This window comes from Bacillus sp. JJ664 (assembly GCF_036962205.1).
Taxonomy (GTDB): domain Bacteria; phylum Bacillota; class Bacilli; order Bacillales; family Bacillaceae_G; genus Gottfriedia.
On record NZ_JBALMS010000081.1, the window covers coordinates 1 to 18,077 of the forward strand.

The window sequence follows — 18,077 nt, forward strand, 5'->3', positions numbered from 1 at the left end:
GTAACTGCATAACAGCTTTCAATATTTGTCATATAATCTCTTTTCAAAAAAATGCTGACTAAAACCTTCTGGATAATCATTTAATACCCCAAATTCTTTATAACCGTGTTTTTTATAAAATTCCGGAGCTTGAAAGCTAAAAGAATCTAGGACAATCAATCTACATTTTTTCTCTTTTGCAAGATCTTCAATTTTATGTAATAAATTACTTCCATAACCAGTTCCGCGTTGGGATTCATCTACCCATAAAAAATCAACATGTAAATGATTATATTTTATCGTACCAGTTATGCCGCCAAGTATCGATTCATGTTCATTTTTTAGAATGAAACTTACTTTTTCGACTGACTTCAGTAGTTTTTCTGGGAGTTTAGACATGTTATATTCAATAACTTTCTGTCTAATATAGTCAGTATCTTCTTGATTTGATTGCTGGATAATTTGCATGAAAATTCCCCCATTTCAAATTTTTCGCTTAATTAGAATAACAGTTATTAGGAAAATTGCCAACCCAAAAAAGTATTAACAATTTATTGTTTACCTTTAAAAATTAAAAAGGTTGCCTAGACAACCCTATACTCAAAAACCTTTATGATTAAAAATATTTTTCATCAACTGTTTAAATCTCTCTTTTTCAATTTCTTCTTTCAATACAGTCCCATTTTTCCATTGTGTAAATGAATTATTTGTTAATGTCACATTGCCTTCATTAGTCAGTTTAGTGATTAATGGATTCTTATTAAATGGAGACTTCTCATGTTCTTTGATAATCGTTTGGATCTCATTTAAGTCTGAAAGATCATTGATCGTTCTCTCTGAATCAAACGCATAGCCAATTCTCCAGTCATTATCTTTATGTTTTAATTTTATTTCCAAAATATAGTCACCAAATGCTGTTTTTTCTTTTTTTACACGAAATTCCCCATTATTAGAAATGACCATATCTCCATTTAATGGCACTGGCTTTAAAGGTAGATTTGCTCCAAATCCAGTATCAATTAAATAAGTTTGACCTTCGTGCGATAAAAGAATCGTCACATGTGTTCTTCCAATATTTTGATAATCAGAATTGACATTATCATAAACAACTCCACTGACAAGTCTCGCATTAAAACCATTTTCAATTAGAAATAAGTACAAAATGGCATTTAATTCGTAACAAAGTCCACCTTCATTTTTTAATAAGATTTTTTGAATCAAGTTATCCTTTGTTATCTCATTTGTATTTTTATTAATTATGCATATATTTTCAAACGGTATGTTAAATGCAGTTTTCATCAAGATATGTTCTAAGTCTGAGAATGAAATGTTTTTACTTTCTGTAAAATCAATCCTTTTTCTAAATAAAGTATTTAGCTGACTCAACTCTGTTGCCTCCGATACTAAATAATAAATACTCTGTTCTATCTCACTTTTCACCTATTTTACTTTATGATTGAAAAGTGCGCTCCTGCTAAAGTCAGAAACGCACATATTCTACTCATTACTTTTGTTTACAGCCGATGAAATAAGATGATTATGAGGTAAAATAGCGTGTACCCCTTTTACTTGATTGACAATCTGGGTAATTTTAAGATCTACACATACACTTGCTAAAGCAACTGCCTCCGTTTTTTCAATCTGGTAGATTTCTTGCATTAACTCTATCATTCCTTCTAAAGCTGTTGCTGTTGCAATGTTTAAATCCTCATCAAAACCAAAAGTGATCCATCCTGCAGGAGTATTTGCTCGAGGCATTTTCAATTGTAAGTCTTCAATAACTGTAAGTGTAAGATTTACTTGGTCAAATGGAGATTCAATCGCTTGACCAGATACTTCACCATCTCCTTGCGCGGCATGTCCATCTCCAGCAGAAAACAGTGCCCCTTCTATAGTAATAGGAAGATATACTGTACTTCCCTCAACTAATTCCTTACAATCAATATTTCCTCCACAGTATCTTGGCGGGATTGTTGAATGAACACCAGATTCACTAGGCGCTGTACTCAATACACCTAAAAATGGTTGAAGTGGAACAGTAAATTCTTGATCTTTCATTTGTGTTTTCGCTGTTTTATTTTCCTCATTGATCGTCCAATTTAGAGTTACTTCAGGTGACTCTGCTATATTCAATATATTGTTTTGCCAGTTTTGTTTACCGCCAGCACAATTCCATCCGTACCAGCTGGTTTTTATTTGATTAATTTTTACTTCGAGTGTCATACCGGGTTTTCCATCTTGAATATATATAGGTCCCACCATTGGATGACCCCAGGCTTCTTCTTGTTCTCTTGATTGATAACGAATTCGTTCCCCGCTTTTTTCATTAAATCCCCAGCCTATATCAATCGTATTAAATTCTATAGAATCTCCAGAACGTATTGTCATAATTGGTTCGTAATCTTTACTAAATGATGCGTGTAAATGTTGATTGGAAACTTTCATTTTATATGTTTCGGGCATACTTTAATCCTTCTTTCAAATTTACAGATTAATATTGTTGATTAAATTCCTTCTATTATTTATTTCGGCATTTTAGTTACATTTCCCTGTTTGTTTTGATTGAGTACTTTGTTCATTAAATCATGCATTTATATTTCTTGAAACGAGATGTCATATTTCATCATACAAGTATTCAAGATTAAAACAAAAAACACCCGACCACTTAATGATCGGCTGTTTGTATCATTACAATAGATTGACCATTTCATAACCTCTACCAATATCCTTCACACTATGAGAATCTGAACCGTAAACGAGAGGAATTCGTAATTGTTTTGCATAATCGATTAAATTTATTGGAGGATATATTTCCCTACAATACGGTTTAAATAATCCAGCAGTATTTACATCCAGTTGATATTCCTCTTGTTTGATTAAATGTAAAATATCAATTTGATTCTGCTTGATTACTTTTGTTTCTTCACACTGTAGAAATTGTTTAAATTTATTACATAAAGTCATATGGCCAATTCTTTTTGGTTTATATTGACCTAAATCTACTAAAATTGATTGCTTTACGATTTCGTAGTAAGCTAATTGGAAATCTTCGGTACTACCATAATAGTTTACTAGTCCTTCCAGTGTATCTTCTGCTTGATAGTCAATACAACGCCAGCCTTTTCGCCCTTCTAAAAAATGTACAGATAATATGCCCGTATCACAGTATTTTCCATATTCATTCAGAAAATGTTTTGTCCACTCTGTATCCATTGGTAAGTAATCTAATTCAAAACCAATTTTCACTGTTATTCTATCTTTATATTTTCCTTTTAAGCCAATCATTTCTCTTACATACCCGTCTACTTCTCCCTCATTCATTGCTAAAGTATCAATAACTTCCAATGGTTGCAAACGGTTATTAAATGACGAAGGAATTGGAGAATGTTCGGTAATATGATATTCGTCAAAACCTAATTCTATTGCTTTTTGAATCATGTATTCAACATTGTCTCCACTTCCATGTGGACAATAGTGGGTATGCGTATGACCATCAATCTTCAAGAGCGATCCTTCTCTCTTCTACTTACTAATGCTTCTTTAATCTCGTCCAGCTTCACACCTTTTTCAACCATAAGTACCATAACGTGATAAACTAAGTCACTTATTTCATACACAAGTTCATTCGTATCATCGTTTTTTGCACCTATGATGACTTCACTCGATTCTTCCCCTACTTTTTTTAGAATTTTATCAATGCCTTTATCAAACAAGTATGTAGTATAAGAACCTTCAACTGGATTTGATTTTCGATTAGCGATTGTTTGATACAGATCATTTAAGATATTTAGATTGTATTTCTCATCGCTACCACTTAACTCAGTCTTTTCTTGAAAGCAACTCCAGTTTCCTGTATGACATGCTACACCATTTTGCTCGACTTGAATTAAAATCGTGTCCTGATCACAATCATATGCTATTGATTTTACTGTCTGGCAATTTCCAGATGTTTCACCTTTTACCCAAAGTTTTTGACGACTTCTACTATAATATGTTGCATTTCCTGTCTGTAATGTTAGTTGAATCGATTCTTCATTCATATATGCAAGCATTAATACATCTTTTGTTTTCACATCTTGTACAATTGCCGGAACTAATCCTTTTTCATTAAATTGAATGTTATGAATCTGAAACATCTCATACTCCCCCTATATTCTAATGGAAACACCTTTCTTACTTAAAAAATCTTTTAAATCTTTTATTTTAATCTCACCAAAATGAAATACTGACGCTGCTAAAACTCCATCTACATTTGCTTTTGCTATAGCTTTATAAAAATCATCTAGTTTCCCTGCTCCACCAGATGCGATGACTGGAATATTGACTGCACTTGTTATTTTTTGTAATAACTCTATATCATAGCCAGATTTCATTCCGTCTTCATTGATACTATTGATGACAATTTCTCCTGCACCAAGTTCAACTCCACGTTTTGCCCATTCAACTACTTCTAAATCCGTCTCTTTTCGGCCACCATTTATATAAACCTTATATACGCCAGCATCATTTTTCTTCGCGTCTATTGATAAAACAACGCATTGTGAACCGAATCGGTCTGATGCTTCCTTAATTAAATCCGGATTCAAAACTGCCGAAGAATTAATTGACACTTTGTCAGCACCATTTCTTAAAAGCAGTGTAAAATCAGCAATTGTTCGAACACCACCACCAACGCAAAACGGAATTCTCAATTCTTTTGCTACATCTGAAACAAATCGCAGTGAAATATCTCTCTCTTCATTTGAAGCAGTTATATCGTAAAAAACAAGTTCATCTGCTCCGTGATCGCTATAAAACTTCCCTAGTTTTGTAGGAGAGTCGACATCCTGAATGCTTGAAAATTGTTTGCCTTTTACTACTCGCCCATTTCTTACATCTAAGCAAGGTATGATTCTTCTTGCAAGCATGTTAGCGCCTCCTCTAAAGAAAACTTCTTCTCATATAATGCCTTACCCGAAATTGCCCCATATAAATTCAGTTTTTGAAGAGATAGTAAATCAGCAATTGAGCTTACTCCTCCGGATGCAATGATCTGTAAGTTCGTTTCATTAGAAAGCTTTTTATACGCTTCTATATTTGGTCCACTAAGCATTCCATCCTTCGCTATATCAGTATAAACGACTGATTTCACTCCTATTTTTTCAAGTTTTTTACAGAATTCAAAGCTATTTTGAGCAGTAGCTTTCTCCCAACCATTGGTTGCAACAAATGAGTCCTTTGCATCAACTCCGACAATGATTCTCTCCCCGTAGCGATCCACTGCTTCCTTTACAATATTCATATTTTCGATTGCAATCGTACCTAATATCACATTTTTAATTCCAAGCTCCAACCAAAAAGATATTGATTCTAAGGAACGGATTCCTCCACCTAATTGAATATCTAAATTTGTATTTTCTACTATGTCTCTTACGATTGAAGCATTTCGTCTTTCGCCAGTTCTTGCACCATCTAAATCAACAATATGAAGTACATTTGCCCCAACTTTTTCAAATGTCAATGCAACCTCCAAAGGAGACCGACTATAAATCTCTTGTTTTGAGAAATCTCCCTGTTCTAAACGTACACATTTACCATCCTTCAAATCAATTGCTGGAAATAGAATCATATATACACAGCTCCTTAAATGCCTTTAATAGATTTAATCCAGTATCACTACTTTTTTCTGGATGAAATTGCATTCCTACAATATTATTCTGATTTACAATTGCTGGTATTTTGACACCATAATCACTAAAAGCTACGACTTCCTCATTTGAGGAATCCACATAATATGAGTGAACAAAATATACATACTCTTCTTCATTTACGTATTTCAATAGATTTATGTTTTTGTTAAAGAATAGTTTATTCCATCCCATATGAGGAACCTTCACAAAATTAGGTATTTGTTTAACCGTACCTTTAAGTAATCCTAGACCTTTACATCCCCCATTTTCATCACTAAATTCATATAATAATTGCATACCAAGACAGATTCCTAATATCGGTATGCCATTTCTTGCTTTTTCTATCAAAATGTCTACTAACTTAAGATTATTTAATTCTTTCATAGCTGCCTCATAAGCACCTACTCCAGGTAGAATAATAGAAGAAGCCTGTTTGATCTCTTCTACTTTATTACTAACAACCACTTGGAAATCTAGTTCTTCACATGCTCTTTTTAATGAATCTAAATTTCCGACACCATAATCGATGATAATATTCATTTTAAAGAAGTCCTTTCGTTGAAGGTAATTTAGTAGAATTAACTTCAATTGCCTGATTAACCGCTCTGCCAAAAGCTTTAAATAATGCCTCAATTTTATGATGGTCATTATCGCCATATAAAACTTCCATATGACAATTCATTCGAGCTTCCGAGCTTAGTGCTTTAAAAAACTCTTTAATATTTTGAGTATCCATAGTCCCGACCCTCTCTCGCTCTATTCGGACATTGTAAACAAGATAGGGTCTGCCACTAAAATCAATTACAACTCTTGCTAAAGTTTCATCCATCGGGATATAGCTAGATCCATAACGATTGATCCCAATTTTCTCACCAAGTGATTCCAATAATGCTTGCCCAATTGCAATTCCTACATCCTCTGTTGTATGATGATCATCGACGTCTAAGTCTCCGACACAATTAAGTTCCATATCGACCCCGCTGTGAAAGCAAAATAACGTCAGCATATGATCTAAAAAACCAATTCCAGTATAAATATTACTATTACCGTCTCCGTCCAAATTCAATTTTAGATATATATTCGTCTCTTTTGTTTGTCTTGAAATATTAGCTATTCTCAATTTCATTCCTCCTCGAAGCGGATACTGATTGCTTTTTTATGGCCAAATAATCCTTCTTCATTTGCAATTGTCTCTATATGATTTCTAGCAGCCTTTAGTGCTTCCTTACTGTAATAAACAACTGATGTTTTCTTTTGGAAGTCATTAACCGACAATGGTGACGTAAATCTAGCTGTTCCACTAGTAGGCAATGTATGATTCGTACCCGCATAATAATCCCCTACAGGTTCTGGGGTATATTCTCCTACAAAAATGGCCCCAGCGTTTTTAATCTTTGTCACATATTCTTCTGGATCCTTAAGTAAGATTTCAACGTGCTCTGGTGCAATTTTATTCACAAGATTAAGCCCTTCTTCTATTGAATTGACTTTAATGATTGCCCCATAGTTTTCAAAGGCTTTTTGAATGATTTCTTTACGTGGTTGTACTTCTATTAAGTCATTTGATGCTTGTTGAATTTTCTCAGCTAATTCATTTGACGTTGTAATCACAATACTTGATGCCATTTCATCATGCTCAGCTTGCGCCATTAAATCTGCAGCGATAAATCTTGGATTTGCATATTCATCTGCTAAAATAACCACTTCAGTAGGACCAGCAACCATATCAATTCCAACAACCCCTGACACACTTTTCTTAGCCAAAGCAACATATAAGTTTCCAGGGCCGACTATTTTATCTACTTTTTGAATCGTTTCAGTTCCAAAAGCTAGTGCACCTATTGCGTGAGCACCACCTATTTTTAAGACTTTTGAAACTCCAGCTAATTTCGCGGCAACTAAAATTGAACTTTTAACTTTACCTTCTTTATTTGGGGGCGTTACAATGACGATTTCATTTACCCCAGCGATTTTTGCAGGGATCGCGTTCATTAGAACAGTTGAAGGATACGCTGCTTTACCTCCAGGGATATAAATCCCAACTCTTTCAATTGGATTAATAATTTGTTGAATTGATGATATTTCATTTTCTATTTTATAACCTGTTTGTAGTTGTTTTGCGTGGTAACGTTCTATATTTTCCTTTGCAGCAAGTAGGGCTTCCATTAATTCATCATTTATCTCATTCAATGCTTGTGATGTTTCTTCCTCAGATACTTCAAATGTTTCTAAGCTCACTTCATCAAACATGAACGAATATTTACGAATTGCATCATCTCCGTTTTCTTTCACATCTGAAAGAATTACTTCAACTCTTTTTTCAATTTGAGCTGTTGGAAGAACCGTTCTAAGTAGAATTTGATTAAGCTTTTCACTTTTTTGTTCAATCGATAGAATTTCCAGCATAAACCATCTTCCCTTTCTTCACTTCGTCTAAAAATTGTTGTATTCGATCATGTTGAAATCGATAACTGACACGATTTGAGATGACTCTAGCACTAATTGTCATCATTTCCTCTAAGACGACTAAACCATTTGCTTTTAAAGTACTACCTGTTTCAACTAAATCCACAATAATGTCAGATAGTCCAACGATTGGTGCAAGTTCAACTGAACCATTTAAATAGATTAATTCTATTTTTTGTCGATCTTGAAAATAACTTGTCGTGATATTTGGATATTTAGTAGCAATCCTTAATGGTTCTTCACCCTTATCAATCAAAGTGTTTGGAAAGCCTGCAGCAGCAAATATACATTTACCTAATTCTAAATCCATCAGTTCATAAACGTCTTTTTCTTGTTCTAATAAAACATCTTTTCCAACGAATCCTAAATCTGCAACACCACTTTCAACGTAAGTAGCTACGTCTACCGGCTTGACGACCAAGTATCTAATTCGATTTATGTCATCCTCAAAAATTAATTTTCTTGAATCCGAATCAATTACATTTCCAAGTCCAGCTTGAGCTAGAATCTTTTTTACTTCGTCTTCCAATCTCCCCTTTGCGACCGCAATGATGAGCCATTTCATTTGTATGCTGCCACCTCCTGACATTCTATCCAAGCATTCGTATCAATCGAAAATCCAATTGCATCCATTACTTTTTCCGAATCTTCAGAAATCACTTTGTAGCGCCCACCCCTTAACACCTCTTTATTTAGTCGATCATAATATCCTTTAAAAACAATTCCATCATAATAATCAAATTCATTTATAATCGAAAAATCAACATGTATATTTGGACTTATTTCTTGTAATCGTAAAATTTTATGCACTGCTTCATCCATTTGCTTATTTAAAATACAACTGGTTAGCAACTCAACTTTTTCTTTCCCCTTTCCTTGTAAATTAAATAATTCTTTAAGGACACGCTTTACTTCTTTTGGAAGGGGTGTTTTTTCAGTCCATATTTTTAATTCATCTGAATTTTTCAAGTAAATAAGCCGTTTGACTAAGTTTTTTTGTTCTTTTGAAAGATCACATTCGTTAAATAATCCTTCTAAAAAACCTGTATGACCTATTTCCAAAATAAAAGGTTGTTCACTTAATAAATCAATAGCAATTACAATGATTTCAATTTCAGTCGATTCATTTATTTCACCAAAATTCTCTATTCCAAATTGATTGATCTCCTTAATCCCTTCTTCATTGTTTCTAAAGACAATTGATTGATAAAAAATCTTACATTTTTCTTCTTTTAAGGCGATTGGATATATTTCCTTCATCAATGCACTCGTTATATCTGGTCTTAATAAAAGAATTTGTTGTTTGCCTGAAAGTAAAACAACTAGTTCTTCACGTGGTAGCCGCGGATTCTGAATGGCAAAATGTTCAAATTGTTCGAATAACTGAGGTTCAAAAGGTATATATCCTCGATCAATTACGTAATCTTCCATTTTCCGCTTATACTCATAGCTTTTCAAGGCTTGTAATAATTTCCCATTCACGTTCTCACTACCCCTTTTTTGAAAAATAAAAAGGCCATACAGGTTAATGCCTGCATGGCCTTTTGGCACGACACAAGCACCTTTTCGTAACACGAAGAGGGCTTGTATCTACGGTCAATTTTTGTCCATAGATTCAAACCCTGGGTGGATGATGATGTTGTAACCCATTTATCGTGCGTGCGAAAAACATAGTTATGTCTCCTTCTTGTTATCATTTTTTTTAAATATTAAAGAATTATATTTAGATTGTCAATCCTTTTTATATTATTTTATTTAATATTTTAAAAATTACGTTTTGCCTATGGCTCTTATAAAGAGAACGAAAATCGTTTAAATAAAAGGGATTCAAGGCAAGAATCACGAATTATTTATTGAGAAAATTTTCCAATTGGAGGAATTATTTGATGACTATAACTGAAAAAATATTAATAAAAAATGAACCCATGTTTTTCATTGGTAACTTTGTAACGACATCAAACCAAACTGAAATGAGTGAAGAAGCTTTAATCTCTAAACATTGGGAAAAATTTTATTCAAACCAATTAGCAAACCAAATTCCAAGTAAAAAGAACCCAACCATTCTAGCACTCTACACAAATTATGAATCTGATGAGAATGGTTCATATTCTTTTGCCATTGGAGCAGAAGTAAGTAATGTTGACAAGATTCCTGATGGAATGGACAGTTATTCAATTAAACCTAGTGAATATATTGTATTTACAACTAGAAAAGGACCCGTTCAAGAAGTGGTCGTTGAAGCTTGGCAACATATTTGGGAATGGTCCAAAACAAATAAAAGAGCATTTACAACGGACTTTGAGTTATACGACGAACGGTCAATTGACCCAAATAATAGTCAAGTTGATATATATATTTCGATAAAATAATTCAGTTTAGTAGCAAGGAATCATATGCAATATAAAAATGTATTCTTTGATTAATTGCAAATATATTGAAATAAGACCCTTTGAATAACAAAAAAGGATAGAATTGCAGATAATACTTCTGCATTCCTATCCTTTTTCAGTATTATTCTATTATGATAAAATCCTAATATTATTTTTCATTTTCGTCATTCGATTAGTATATTGAGAATCCGAATAAAATGAAGTTGGATTTTTAACGCCACCATTTTCTTGTGGTTTTGTTGGTTTTGTAGGTAAAGTTGGTTGATTTGGATTTGTAGTCTCTGGCGTTATTGGATCACCATTATCATCTTCAATTCCATCGTCAGTGCCATCATCCCCGTTATCAATACCATCATTATCATCTTCTGTGTCGTCATTGTCCCCAGTACCATTGTCATCACCAGTTTGAGTATCATCATCTGTTGGGTTAGTTGGTTCTAAGACCGATGTTAAATCTAACGTAATTGTTACAAGATTACTCTTTCCTTCTTCACTAGTTGCAACTATTTTAATTTTTACAATATCCCCTGGAGCAATTCCAGAAATGGTTGCTGTAGTTCCTTGAACTTTTTGTGTTTGTCCTGCAACTTTATTTGCTTCGTAACTTACTTCAAATGTAGTTGTTGGCAATAAGTCTGATGGATATTGCCAATTCAATAAAATATTACCTGTTGCTTCATCAAATTTTGAAGTAACTTTTTGTGCTGGTTCCAATAATTCATCTTTAGGAACCTCATCCATTTTTTCACCTTTAATAAACAATTCATCACGTATTTCCACTACTGAATCTGGCTTTTGGAATTTTGATGATGAATTTGCTGTTTCTTGTAACATATCTTTTGCGATATATTTGGCAATTTTTACAGAACTCTGTCCTAAGTAATGTTCTTTTTTATTTTTTTCATAGCCCGTCCAAACAGAAACTGTTACATCTGGCGTATAGCCAACAAACCAACTATCACGTGTAGCATTTGATGGAAAACCATATTTAGCTTTTACATCATCTGGATAATTTGTTGTACCTGTTTTTCCTACCATATCAAGCCCAGGAATATTTGCCAATCCACCTGTTCCACTTGGTGATTTAACAACATCTCTAAGCATATCTGTGATCATATAAGCTGTGTAGTCACTCATTGCCTGCTTCGGTTCTGGTGTTAACACTTTTTCTGTTTTATCTTGATATATGATTCTTGTTACTGCATGTGGTTTGATATACACTCCACCATTACCAAATGCAGCGTAAGCTCCAGCCATTTCCATTGCGGACACACCAGTGAATCCACCGATTGAATGAGACTCATAAAATGTATCTTTTTCGAAATTAAAACCAAGTCCATTACCAAATTCACGTGATTGATCTAATCCAACCTCTTGAATTGTTTTTAAAGCCGGTATGTTCCTTGATCTAGTAAGAGCCTCACGGATTGATATTTGCCCTTTGTAATTTTTGTCAGAGTTTCTAATTGGTGTTCCATCAGAATATTGATAAGGTTCATCAACAATTTGGTGGTTTGTTGACCATTTTAAATTTTGAATTGCTGGTCCATAATCTAAAACTGGTTTGATCGTAGACCCAGGTTGTCTTTTTATATCTGTTGCAAAATTTAATCCACCTGATGTAGTATTTCTACCAGCTCCAACAGCCTTAATATCCCCTGTTTTTGTATCAGTTAATACAAATCCTGTTTGAAACTCATCACTTGGATAAAATTCTTTACCGCGATTAATGATTTCATCAGCCTTATCTTGAGCCTTAGAATCTAGTGTCGTTTCAATAATAAGTCCGTCTGTATAAACATTTGCATCTCCATTTTTTTCAACTTCATCAATGACTACATCTAAAAATGAAAGATACTTTACACTTTCATCTTCTTGGACTTTGATTAATTTCTCCATAGGAATCGCTTTATTTTGAGTAAATTGATCCTCTGTAATATACCCGTATTTCTTCATTTGGCTAAGAACTATATTTCTTCTATTTTCAGATGCCTCTGGATGCTTAGCTGGGTTAAAATTATTTGGACTTTGTACCATCCCTGCTAATGTTGCTGCCTCAGGTAACGTAATTTCTGATAAATCCTTACTAAAATATCGTTCACTTGCTTTCGCAATGCCATATACACCTTGACCTTTTAAACCGTTTGAAAAATAAACTTTGTTTAAATACATTTCTAGAATTTGATGCTTAGAATACTTTTGTTCTAATTGGAATGCTAAATACCATTCTTGCACCTTACGTTTAATCGTTTTTTCTGGTGATAAAAATGAATTTTTTACGACCTGTTGCGTAATTGTACTACCACCTTGAGAACCAAATCCGCCAGTTATGTTTGCCAAAACAGCACCAATTACTCGGCGAGTGTCCACACCTTTATGCTTATAAAACCGTATATCTTCTGTCGCAAGGAACGCATCTTCTACAACTTTAGGAATCTCACTATAAGAAACTTTCGTTCGACGCTCTTTTCCTAATTCAGCCATCACATTTCCATCTTTATCTAATATAGTTGATGATAAAGGGACTTGAAGTTTCTTTGTATCTAATTTAGGTGCATCACTAATTAAGTAGTAAAATGTACCAATAACGCCTAATATACCTACTAAACCACATGTTAAAATGATGAGGATTATTTTCTTTAATATACCTTCTCGTTTTTTAGGAGTTCCTTTTGAAGGCTTTTCCACTCGTTTACGTTCTTCTCGTGAACGATATTCTTTTGCCATCTTATTTTCCTACCTTTCAAAACTTATAAAAAATATTTTCATAGTTACTTATTATTTTCAATTCAAATGCTTTTTTGTAAACTTCTTATCAACTTGAATTCAATTTAAAACACGAATCACCATCTTTTCTCCTTTTATTCTATTAGTCAGATCACATATCGTAAAAAACGATTTACTCTACTAATATACTAATGGATTTTTTTCCCATCATAAATAATACTACAAAGATAGAATAATACCCTTTTTTGTAATAATTTGGAATATTATAAGTCTTTATGTTATGTAGGTATATTTCAAAGCCAATTTACGTTAAAAAGGAGCTGCAATCGCAACTCCACACCACTTGTTCAGTCATATTTAATTAATTTAGTCTTTTAAAAAATTTAACAATTGAGACAAGAATTGCTAAAAGAAAAACAATTAAACTATTAATAATTAAATAGTAACCGACAATATTTAGTCCGAAGAAAAATGCGAATCCATCTTGTATTATCATTACTGCGATGATCCCTTCAACAATTGCTAAGATACATGCAAGAGCAAAGATGATAAAAGCTGAAAGATATAGATTCTTTGATTTTCTATAAATAAAAAATGCAAATGAATTTACGCAGAGTATGTTTGCTAACAATATTGAAATGATGATTACATTACTAGACATTTTATCCCTCCTAATAGTTAATTCCATTTTTGGTAAAAAATCCCTTTAATATAATCCATACTCATTTAGTTTCAAATTTTTGATTTTAAAAAAGCAATAACCGATTTTAAGTAATTCATACACAAGTCAATAGATAAAGAAAAGGCTCAAAAATTGAGAATGCGTTGATTTCCACTCCAGGATGCTCGCTTTTTGTGGGGGATGCGCTGAGCCTCTTAAAAAATAGGTAGGCATGATAAAACCACGACACCCTGTCGTAATGGATGCATATGACCCACATCCTGTGGGCCTCCTCCGGGGTCACACCCTACCCCGCATCTCCCACAGGAGTCGTGCGCCTTGCGTTTGAATCATTTGAGATATTGGATGGACTCTAATCGAAGCTATCTTAATACTCCTAGTGTTCAAAAACTCTTAAAAAGTGTAAATCTACTTTTATTCTATTTTCACGGTAGCCCCCTAGTTTTCTCTCTAACTAAAATGAATTAAATAAATTGAAAAAATCAAAAATACATCTTAAAATACTGTCTATTAATAGTGTCATTTTCAATTCAAATCTGAATTTCTGCGTTTTATTACATATTTTTAATAAATGATTGAATTCAAAATAACAAAAAGACCAAATCATACTCGATTTGGTCTTCAAATTAATTTTTATATTATTTTTTTGTTCTCTGGAACCACCTTAATACAAGTTTAGAGAAGTTGAGTTCTTATTTAATAGCAGACTTATCCGTTAGGATCGCTTTTAAGTGTAAGATTAATCCTTCATTTTCCGCTGCAGTACCAATTGTAATGCGGATTCCGTTCGGGAATGCACGAATAATATAGCCTTTTGATTCTAGTTGAGTAAAGATTTCTTGGCTATTTGGAACTGGAATGTAAATAAAGTTAGCTTGAGATGGATAGTATTCAACGCCATATGCATCAAAAAATGCAGTGTATTGCTCCATGCCTTTTTTGTTTTGCTGTACGCAATTTTGAATGAATATTTGATCCTCTAATGAAGCTATTGCTGCAACTTGTGCAACCATTGATGTGTTAAATGGTAATCTAGAGATATTAATCTCTTCGATTAGCTTACTATTTCCTACACCATATCCGATACGGAAAGATGCTAGGCCGTATGCTTTTGAAAAAGTACGTAAGACTACTAAATTCTCATATTTATTTAATAATGAGATTGTTTTAGGATAATCAGAAGCAGACACATACTCAAAGTACGCTTCATCCACTACAACAAATGTTGTTGATGGGACATTTTCTAAAAAAGCTGTTAATTGGCGTGTATTAATGTATGTACCTGTAGGGTTATTTGGATTACAAATCCATACAATTTTCGTGTTTTGATCAACTTGTTCAAGCATTTCATCTAAATCATGTACCCCATTTACAAGTGGTACACTTCTAACTTCTGCTCCTTCAATTACTGCGTGATGTGAATATTGCGAGAAAGTTAGTGCAGCTTGTACAATATTATGTTCTTTTGTAAGTAAGGCTCTACTAATCATTTGAATGACTTCATCAGCACCGCTTCCGAAGATTAATTGATTAGGAGCTACTCCAAGAAAACTTGCAACTTTTTCACTTAAAATCTCTGTTGCGCCATCAGGATAAATGGCAAATTTACTGACTACATTTCTTAATTCTTCAAATACTTTAGGAGAACAACCAAACGGATTTTCATTTGAAGCTAGTTTTACAACCTTATCGAGACCATATTCTCTCATGACTACTTCACTAGGTTTTCCTGGTTTATAAGCTTGAAGTGTCAAAATTTGTGGTTTCACATACATGCAAAAATCTCCTTTTCATATTCAAATTTTTTGTATAATGTTGCTAGTTTATCATATTCATATGTCGTTTATCTAGTTTTATCTGCTAGAGTTTTCTAAAAATTAGTTCTATATGCTAGCACTTAAGCAATGTTCCAGAAAGCAGTAGAACTTCCCTTCCAGCTTGCTTTCGCTTTTCATTATGTCTAGTTCCACAAGCTAGCTCTTCGGTAATATTCCATATATCTTTGAAGTGGATAAACCACCATCTCTTCAGATATATGGAGATATTCCCTTCAGAGCTGGGCGAGCTTGTTGCACTTTTCAAATAAAAAGTAGAATCATAAGACTCTACTTTTCTATCCAACTACTCATATAAGCTGGATCCTCATAGGCATGAGCATCCTTCACGACGTAAAGTGGTTTAAATGTATCAATCATAACTGCTAGTTCTAATGTTTCTTTTTTACCAATACTTCCTTCCGTTTTGCCTGGATGAGGTCCATGTGGAATACCAGATGGATGAAGAGTGATTGATTCTTGTTCAATCCCTTTTCTACTCATAAAATTACCTTCTACATAGTAAAGTACTTCGTCACTATTTACATTACTATGAACATACGGTGCAGGAATTGCTTCTGGATGGTAATCGTATAATCTTGGAACAAACGAACAAACGACAAAATTATGTCCTTCAAATGTTTGATGAACAGGAGGTGGCTGGTGAATTCGACCAGTGATTGGTTCAAAATCCTCGATATTAAATGCCCATGGATATAAATACCCATCCCAACCAACTACATCAAATGGATGATGTGTTAATACATGTTTATATAAATTTCCTCTTGCTCTCGTTAATACTGTAAATTCACCTTTTTCATCGAATGTCTCTAATGTTTCAGGTCCTCTAAAATCACGCTCACAAAATGGGCTATGCTCAAGCATTTGTCCATATTCATTACGATAGCGTTTAGGCGTAGTAAGCTGAGAGTTTGACTCTACAATTAATAATTTTGTATCCGAAGTTGGCACAAACTTGTAAATTGTCCCAATCGGAATCATTAAATAATCACCTTTTCGGTAATGAATTGTTCCAAACATCGTTTGAAGTTCACCAGTACCGTAATGTACGAATAACATTTCATCACCTTCACCATTTCGATAAAAGTTTTGACTTTCTTGCGTTACATTACAAACAGCGATTAATAGGTCTGAATTTCCTAATACGTACACTCTTCCTTCTAATGCATCGCCTGTCTTCTCAATATTATTTGTTCTAATATGACGATGTTGTAAAGAGGATTGCTCTTCAAACTCGATATGAAGTGATTTGTAAAATGAAGTTTCACTTACAGATGTAGGCATATGGTGATGATACAAAATAGATTGTGTACCGGAAAATCCTTTTGTCCCCATTACCTGTTCTCTAAATAGAGTTCCGTCTTCTTTTTTAAATTGAATATGCCTTTTTCTTGGTACTTTACCTAAAGTGCGATAATACAATATCTTCCCCTCACTTTCTAACGATATTTCTCAGCGTTCCTAATCCAGTAATATGAAGTTCTACCTCATCACCGTCTTCTAACCATCTATGCTTCTCTTCACCTAGCTCTAAAATGCACCCTGTACCAACAGTTCCTGATCCGATGACATCCCCAGGATATAAGGTGACATTTTTTGATGCATGTGAAATTAATTCTGAAAATGAGTAATAGATAGAAGAAAAATTACCACTAGAAATGACTTTTCCATTGATTGAGGCAGTCATATTCAAATCGTAGCTTTTATTCTTTTTGTATTGTTCAATTTCATCTTTCGTAACAATCCATGGTCCAATTGATGTTGCAAAGTCCTTACCCTTTGATGGGCCTAAACCGACCTTCATTTCATGTGCTTGAAGATCTCTAGCACTCCAGTCATTCATAATTGTGTATCCTAAAATGTATTCATCTGCTTCTTCAACTGAAATATTACTTCCTGTTTTTCCGATAATACAAGCAATTTCTAGTTCATAATCCATTCGCTGACAATTAGAGGGAATAACTACATAATCCTCTGGTCCAATTACCGCTCTATGATTCGTGAAATAGAATACTGGTACTTCATACCATTCAGGAATCATCTCTAAACCTCGTCTTCCTCGAGATGTTTTTACATGTTCTTCAAATGCATAAAAATCACGAATGCTAGACGGCTTTGGCAGTGGTGATCGCAATTCAACAGAAGAAAGTGGAATTCCTTCTCCTGTTAGTTCAGCGATTTCATTTTTATATTCATCATAGTTTTCTAGAATAGATAGTAAATCTGATGGAATTTTGCCATTACTTAACTTATTTAAATCAAGCACTTGGTCGTCTACTAATATTCCTGCTTTTTCTTTTCCTTCATATAAAAATGTAATAAATTTCAT

The 18,077-nt window shown here is 33.6% G+C and carries 18 protein-coding genes; 1 reads left to right on the forward strand and 17 read right to left on the reverse strand.

Annotation, left to right across the window (positions count from 1 at the left end; genetic code table 11):
* Positions 1-18: 18 nt before the first annotated feature.
* The 12 genes from V7056_RS13960 to V7056_RS14015 all read right to left on the reverse strand — a co-directional run bounded on the left by V7056_RS13960 (position 19) and on the right by V7056_RS14015 (position 9,596).
* Entirely contained in the window at positions 19-447 is a 429-nt protein-coding gene (locus tag V7056_RS13960) for a GNAT family N-acetyltransferase (RefSeq protein WP_499702863.1), read from the reverse strand.
* 132 nt (positions 448-579) lie between these two features.
* Positions 580-1,365 carry an arylamine N-acetyltransferase family protein gene (locus V7056_RS13965; protein WP_499702865.1) on the reverse strand — a complete coding sequence of 262 codons (786 nt, stop codon included), beginning with the start codon at positions 1,363-1,365 and terminating at the stop codon, positions 580-582.
* 111 nt (positions 1,366-1,476) lie between these two features.
* Positions 1,477-2,442, reverse strand: coding sequence for an acetamidase/formamidase family protein (locus V7056_RS13970; RefSeq protein ID WP_499702867.1), 966 nt, complete (start codon positions 2,440-2,442; stop codon positions 1,477-1,479).
* A gap of 225 nt (positions 2,443-2,667) precedes the next feature.
* Positions 2,668-3,483, reverse strand: coding sequence for a histidinol-phosphatase HisJ (gene hisJ / locus V7056_RS13975; RefSeq protein ID WP_499702869.1), 816 nt, complete (start codon positions 3,481-3,483; stop codon positions 2,668-2,670).
* A complete protein-coding gene (gene hisIE, locus V7056_RS13980) occupies positions 3,480-4,115 on the reverse strand; it encodes a bifunctional phosphoribosyl-AMP cyclohydrolase/phosphoribosyl-ATP diphosphatase HisIE (protein WP_499702870.1) in 636 nt (211 codons plus the stop codon). Before hisIE ends, hisJ begins: the two co-directional genes overlap by 4 nt.
* Before the next feature lie 12 nt (positions 4,116-4,127).
* Complete coding sequence (hisF, locus tag V7056_RS13985; protein WP_499702872.1) at positions 4,128-4,886, reverse strand: imidazole glycerol phosphate synthase subunit HisF; 759 nt, start codon at positions 4,884-4,886, stop codon at positions 4,128-4,130.
* A complete protein-coding gene (gene hisA, locus V7056_RS13990) occupies positions 4,856-5,587 on the reverse strand; it encodes a 1-(5-phosphoribosyl)-5-[(5-phosphoribosylamino)methylideneamino]imidazole-4-carboxamide isomerase (protein WP_499702874.1) in 732 nt (243 codons plus the stop codon). The genes hisF and hisA overlap by 31 nt, the downstream gene beginning before the upstream one ends.
* Positions 5,565-6,188 (reverse strand): imidazole glycerol phosphate synthase subunit HisH, encoded by a 624-nt coding sequence (gene hisH / locus V7056_RS13995; RefSeq protein ID WP_499702876.1) that lies wholly within the window; start codon positions 6,186-6,188, stop codon positions 5,565-5,567. Before hisH ends, hisA begins: the two co-directional genes overlap by 23 nt.
* Before the next feature lies 1 nt (position 6,189).
* A complete protein-coding gene (gene hisB / locus V7056_RS14000) occupies positions 6,190-6,768 on the reverse strand; it encodes an imidazoleglycerol-phosphate dehydratase HisB (RefSeq protein WP_499702878.1) in 579 nt (192 codons plus the stop codon).
* A gap of 2 nt (positions 6,769-6,770) precedes the next feature.
* Positions 6,771-8,054, reverse strand: coding sequence for a histidinol dehydrogenase (hisD, locus tag V7056_RS14005; RefSeq protein WP_499702879.1), 1,284 nt, complete (start codon positions 8,052-8,054; stop codon positions 6,771-6,773).
* Positions 8,032-8,679 carry an ATP phosphoribosyltransferase gene (hisG, locus tag V7056_RS14010; RefSeq protein ID WP_499702881.1) on the reverse strand — a complete coding sequence of 216 codons (648 nt, stop codon included), beginning with the start codon at positions 8,677-8,679 and terminating at the stop codon, positions 8,032-8,034. Before hisG ends, hisD begins: the two co-directional genes overlap by 23 nt.
* Positions 8,676-9,596: an ATP phosphoribosyltransferase regulatory subunit gene (locus tag V7056_RS14015; protein WP_499702883.1), complete on the reverse strand. Its 921-nt coding sequence runs from the start codon at positions 9,594-9,596 to the stop codon at positions 8,676-8,678. The genes hisG and V7056_RS14015 overlap by 4 nt, the downstream gene beginning before the upstream one ends.
* Before the next feature lie 404 nt (positions 9,597-10,000).
* Here V7056_RS14015 and V7056_RS14020 point away from each other — a divergent pair, with 404 nt between their 5' ends.
* Entirely contained in the window at positions 10,001-10,483 is a 483-nt protein-coding gene (locus V7056_RS14020; protein WP_499702885.1) for a GyrI-like domain-containing protein, read from the forward strand.
* Between the two features lie 150 nt (positions 10,484-10,633).
* Here the strand turns inward: V7056_RS14020 and V7056_RS14025 are convergent, their stop codons facing one another.
* The 5 genes from V7056_RS14025 to V7056_RS14045 form a co-directional block, all read right to left on the reverse strand.
* Positions 10,634-13,231: a transglycosylase domain-containing protein gene (locus tag V7056_RS14025; protein ID WP_499702887.1), complete on the reverse strand. Its 2,598-nt coding sequence runs from the start codon at positions 13,229-13,231 to the stop codon at positions 10,634-10,636.
* 361 nt (positions 13,232-13,592) lie between these two features.
* Complete coding sequence (locus V7056_RS14030; protein ID WP_499702888.1) at positions 13,593-13,892, reverse strand: 3-isopropylmalate dehydrogenase; 300 nt, start codon at positions 13,890-13,892, stop codon at positions 13,593-13,595.
* Positions 13,893-14,605: 713 nt separating this feature from the next.
* Complete coding sequence (gene hisC / locus V7056_RS14035; RefSeq protein WP_499702890.1) at positions 14,606-15,688, reverse strand: histidinol-phosphate transaminase; 1,083 nt, start codon at positions 15,686-15,688, stop codon at positions 14,606-14,608.
* A 330-nt stretch (positions 15,689-16,018) separates the two neighbouring features.
* Positions 16,019-17,170 (reverse strand): homogentisate 1,2-dioxygenase, encoded by a 1,152-nt coding sequence (locus tag V7056_RS14040; RefSeq protein ID WP_499702892.1) that lies wholly within the window; start codon positions 17,168-17,170, stop codon positions 16,019-16,021.
* A 10-nt stretch (positions 17,171-17,180) separates the two neighbouring features.
* A complete protein-coding gene (locus tag V7056_RS14045; RefSeq protein WP_499702893.1) occupies positions 17,181-18,077 on the reverse strand; it encodes a fumarylacetoacetate hydrolase family protein in 897 nt (298 codons plus the stop codon).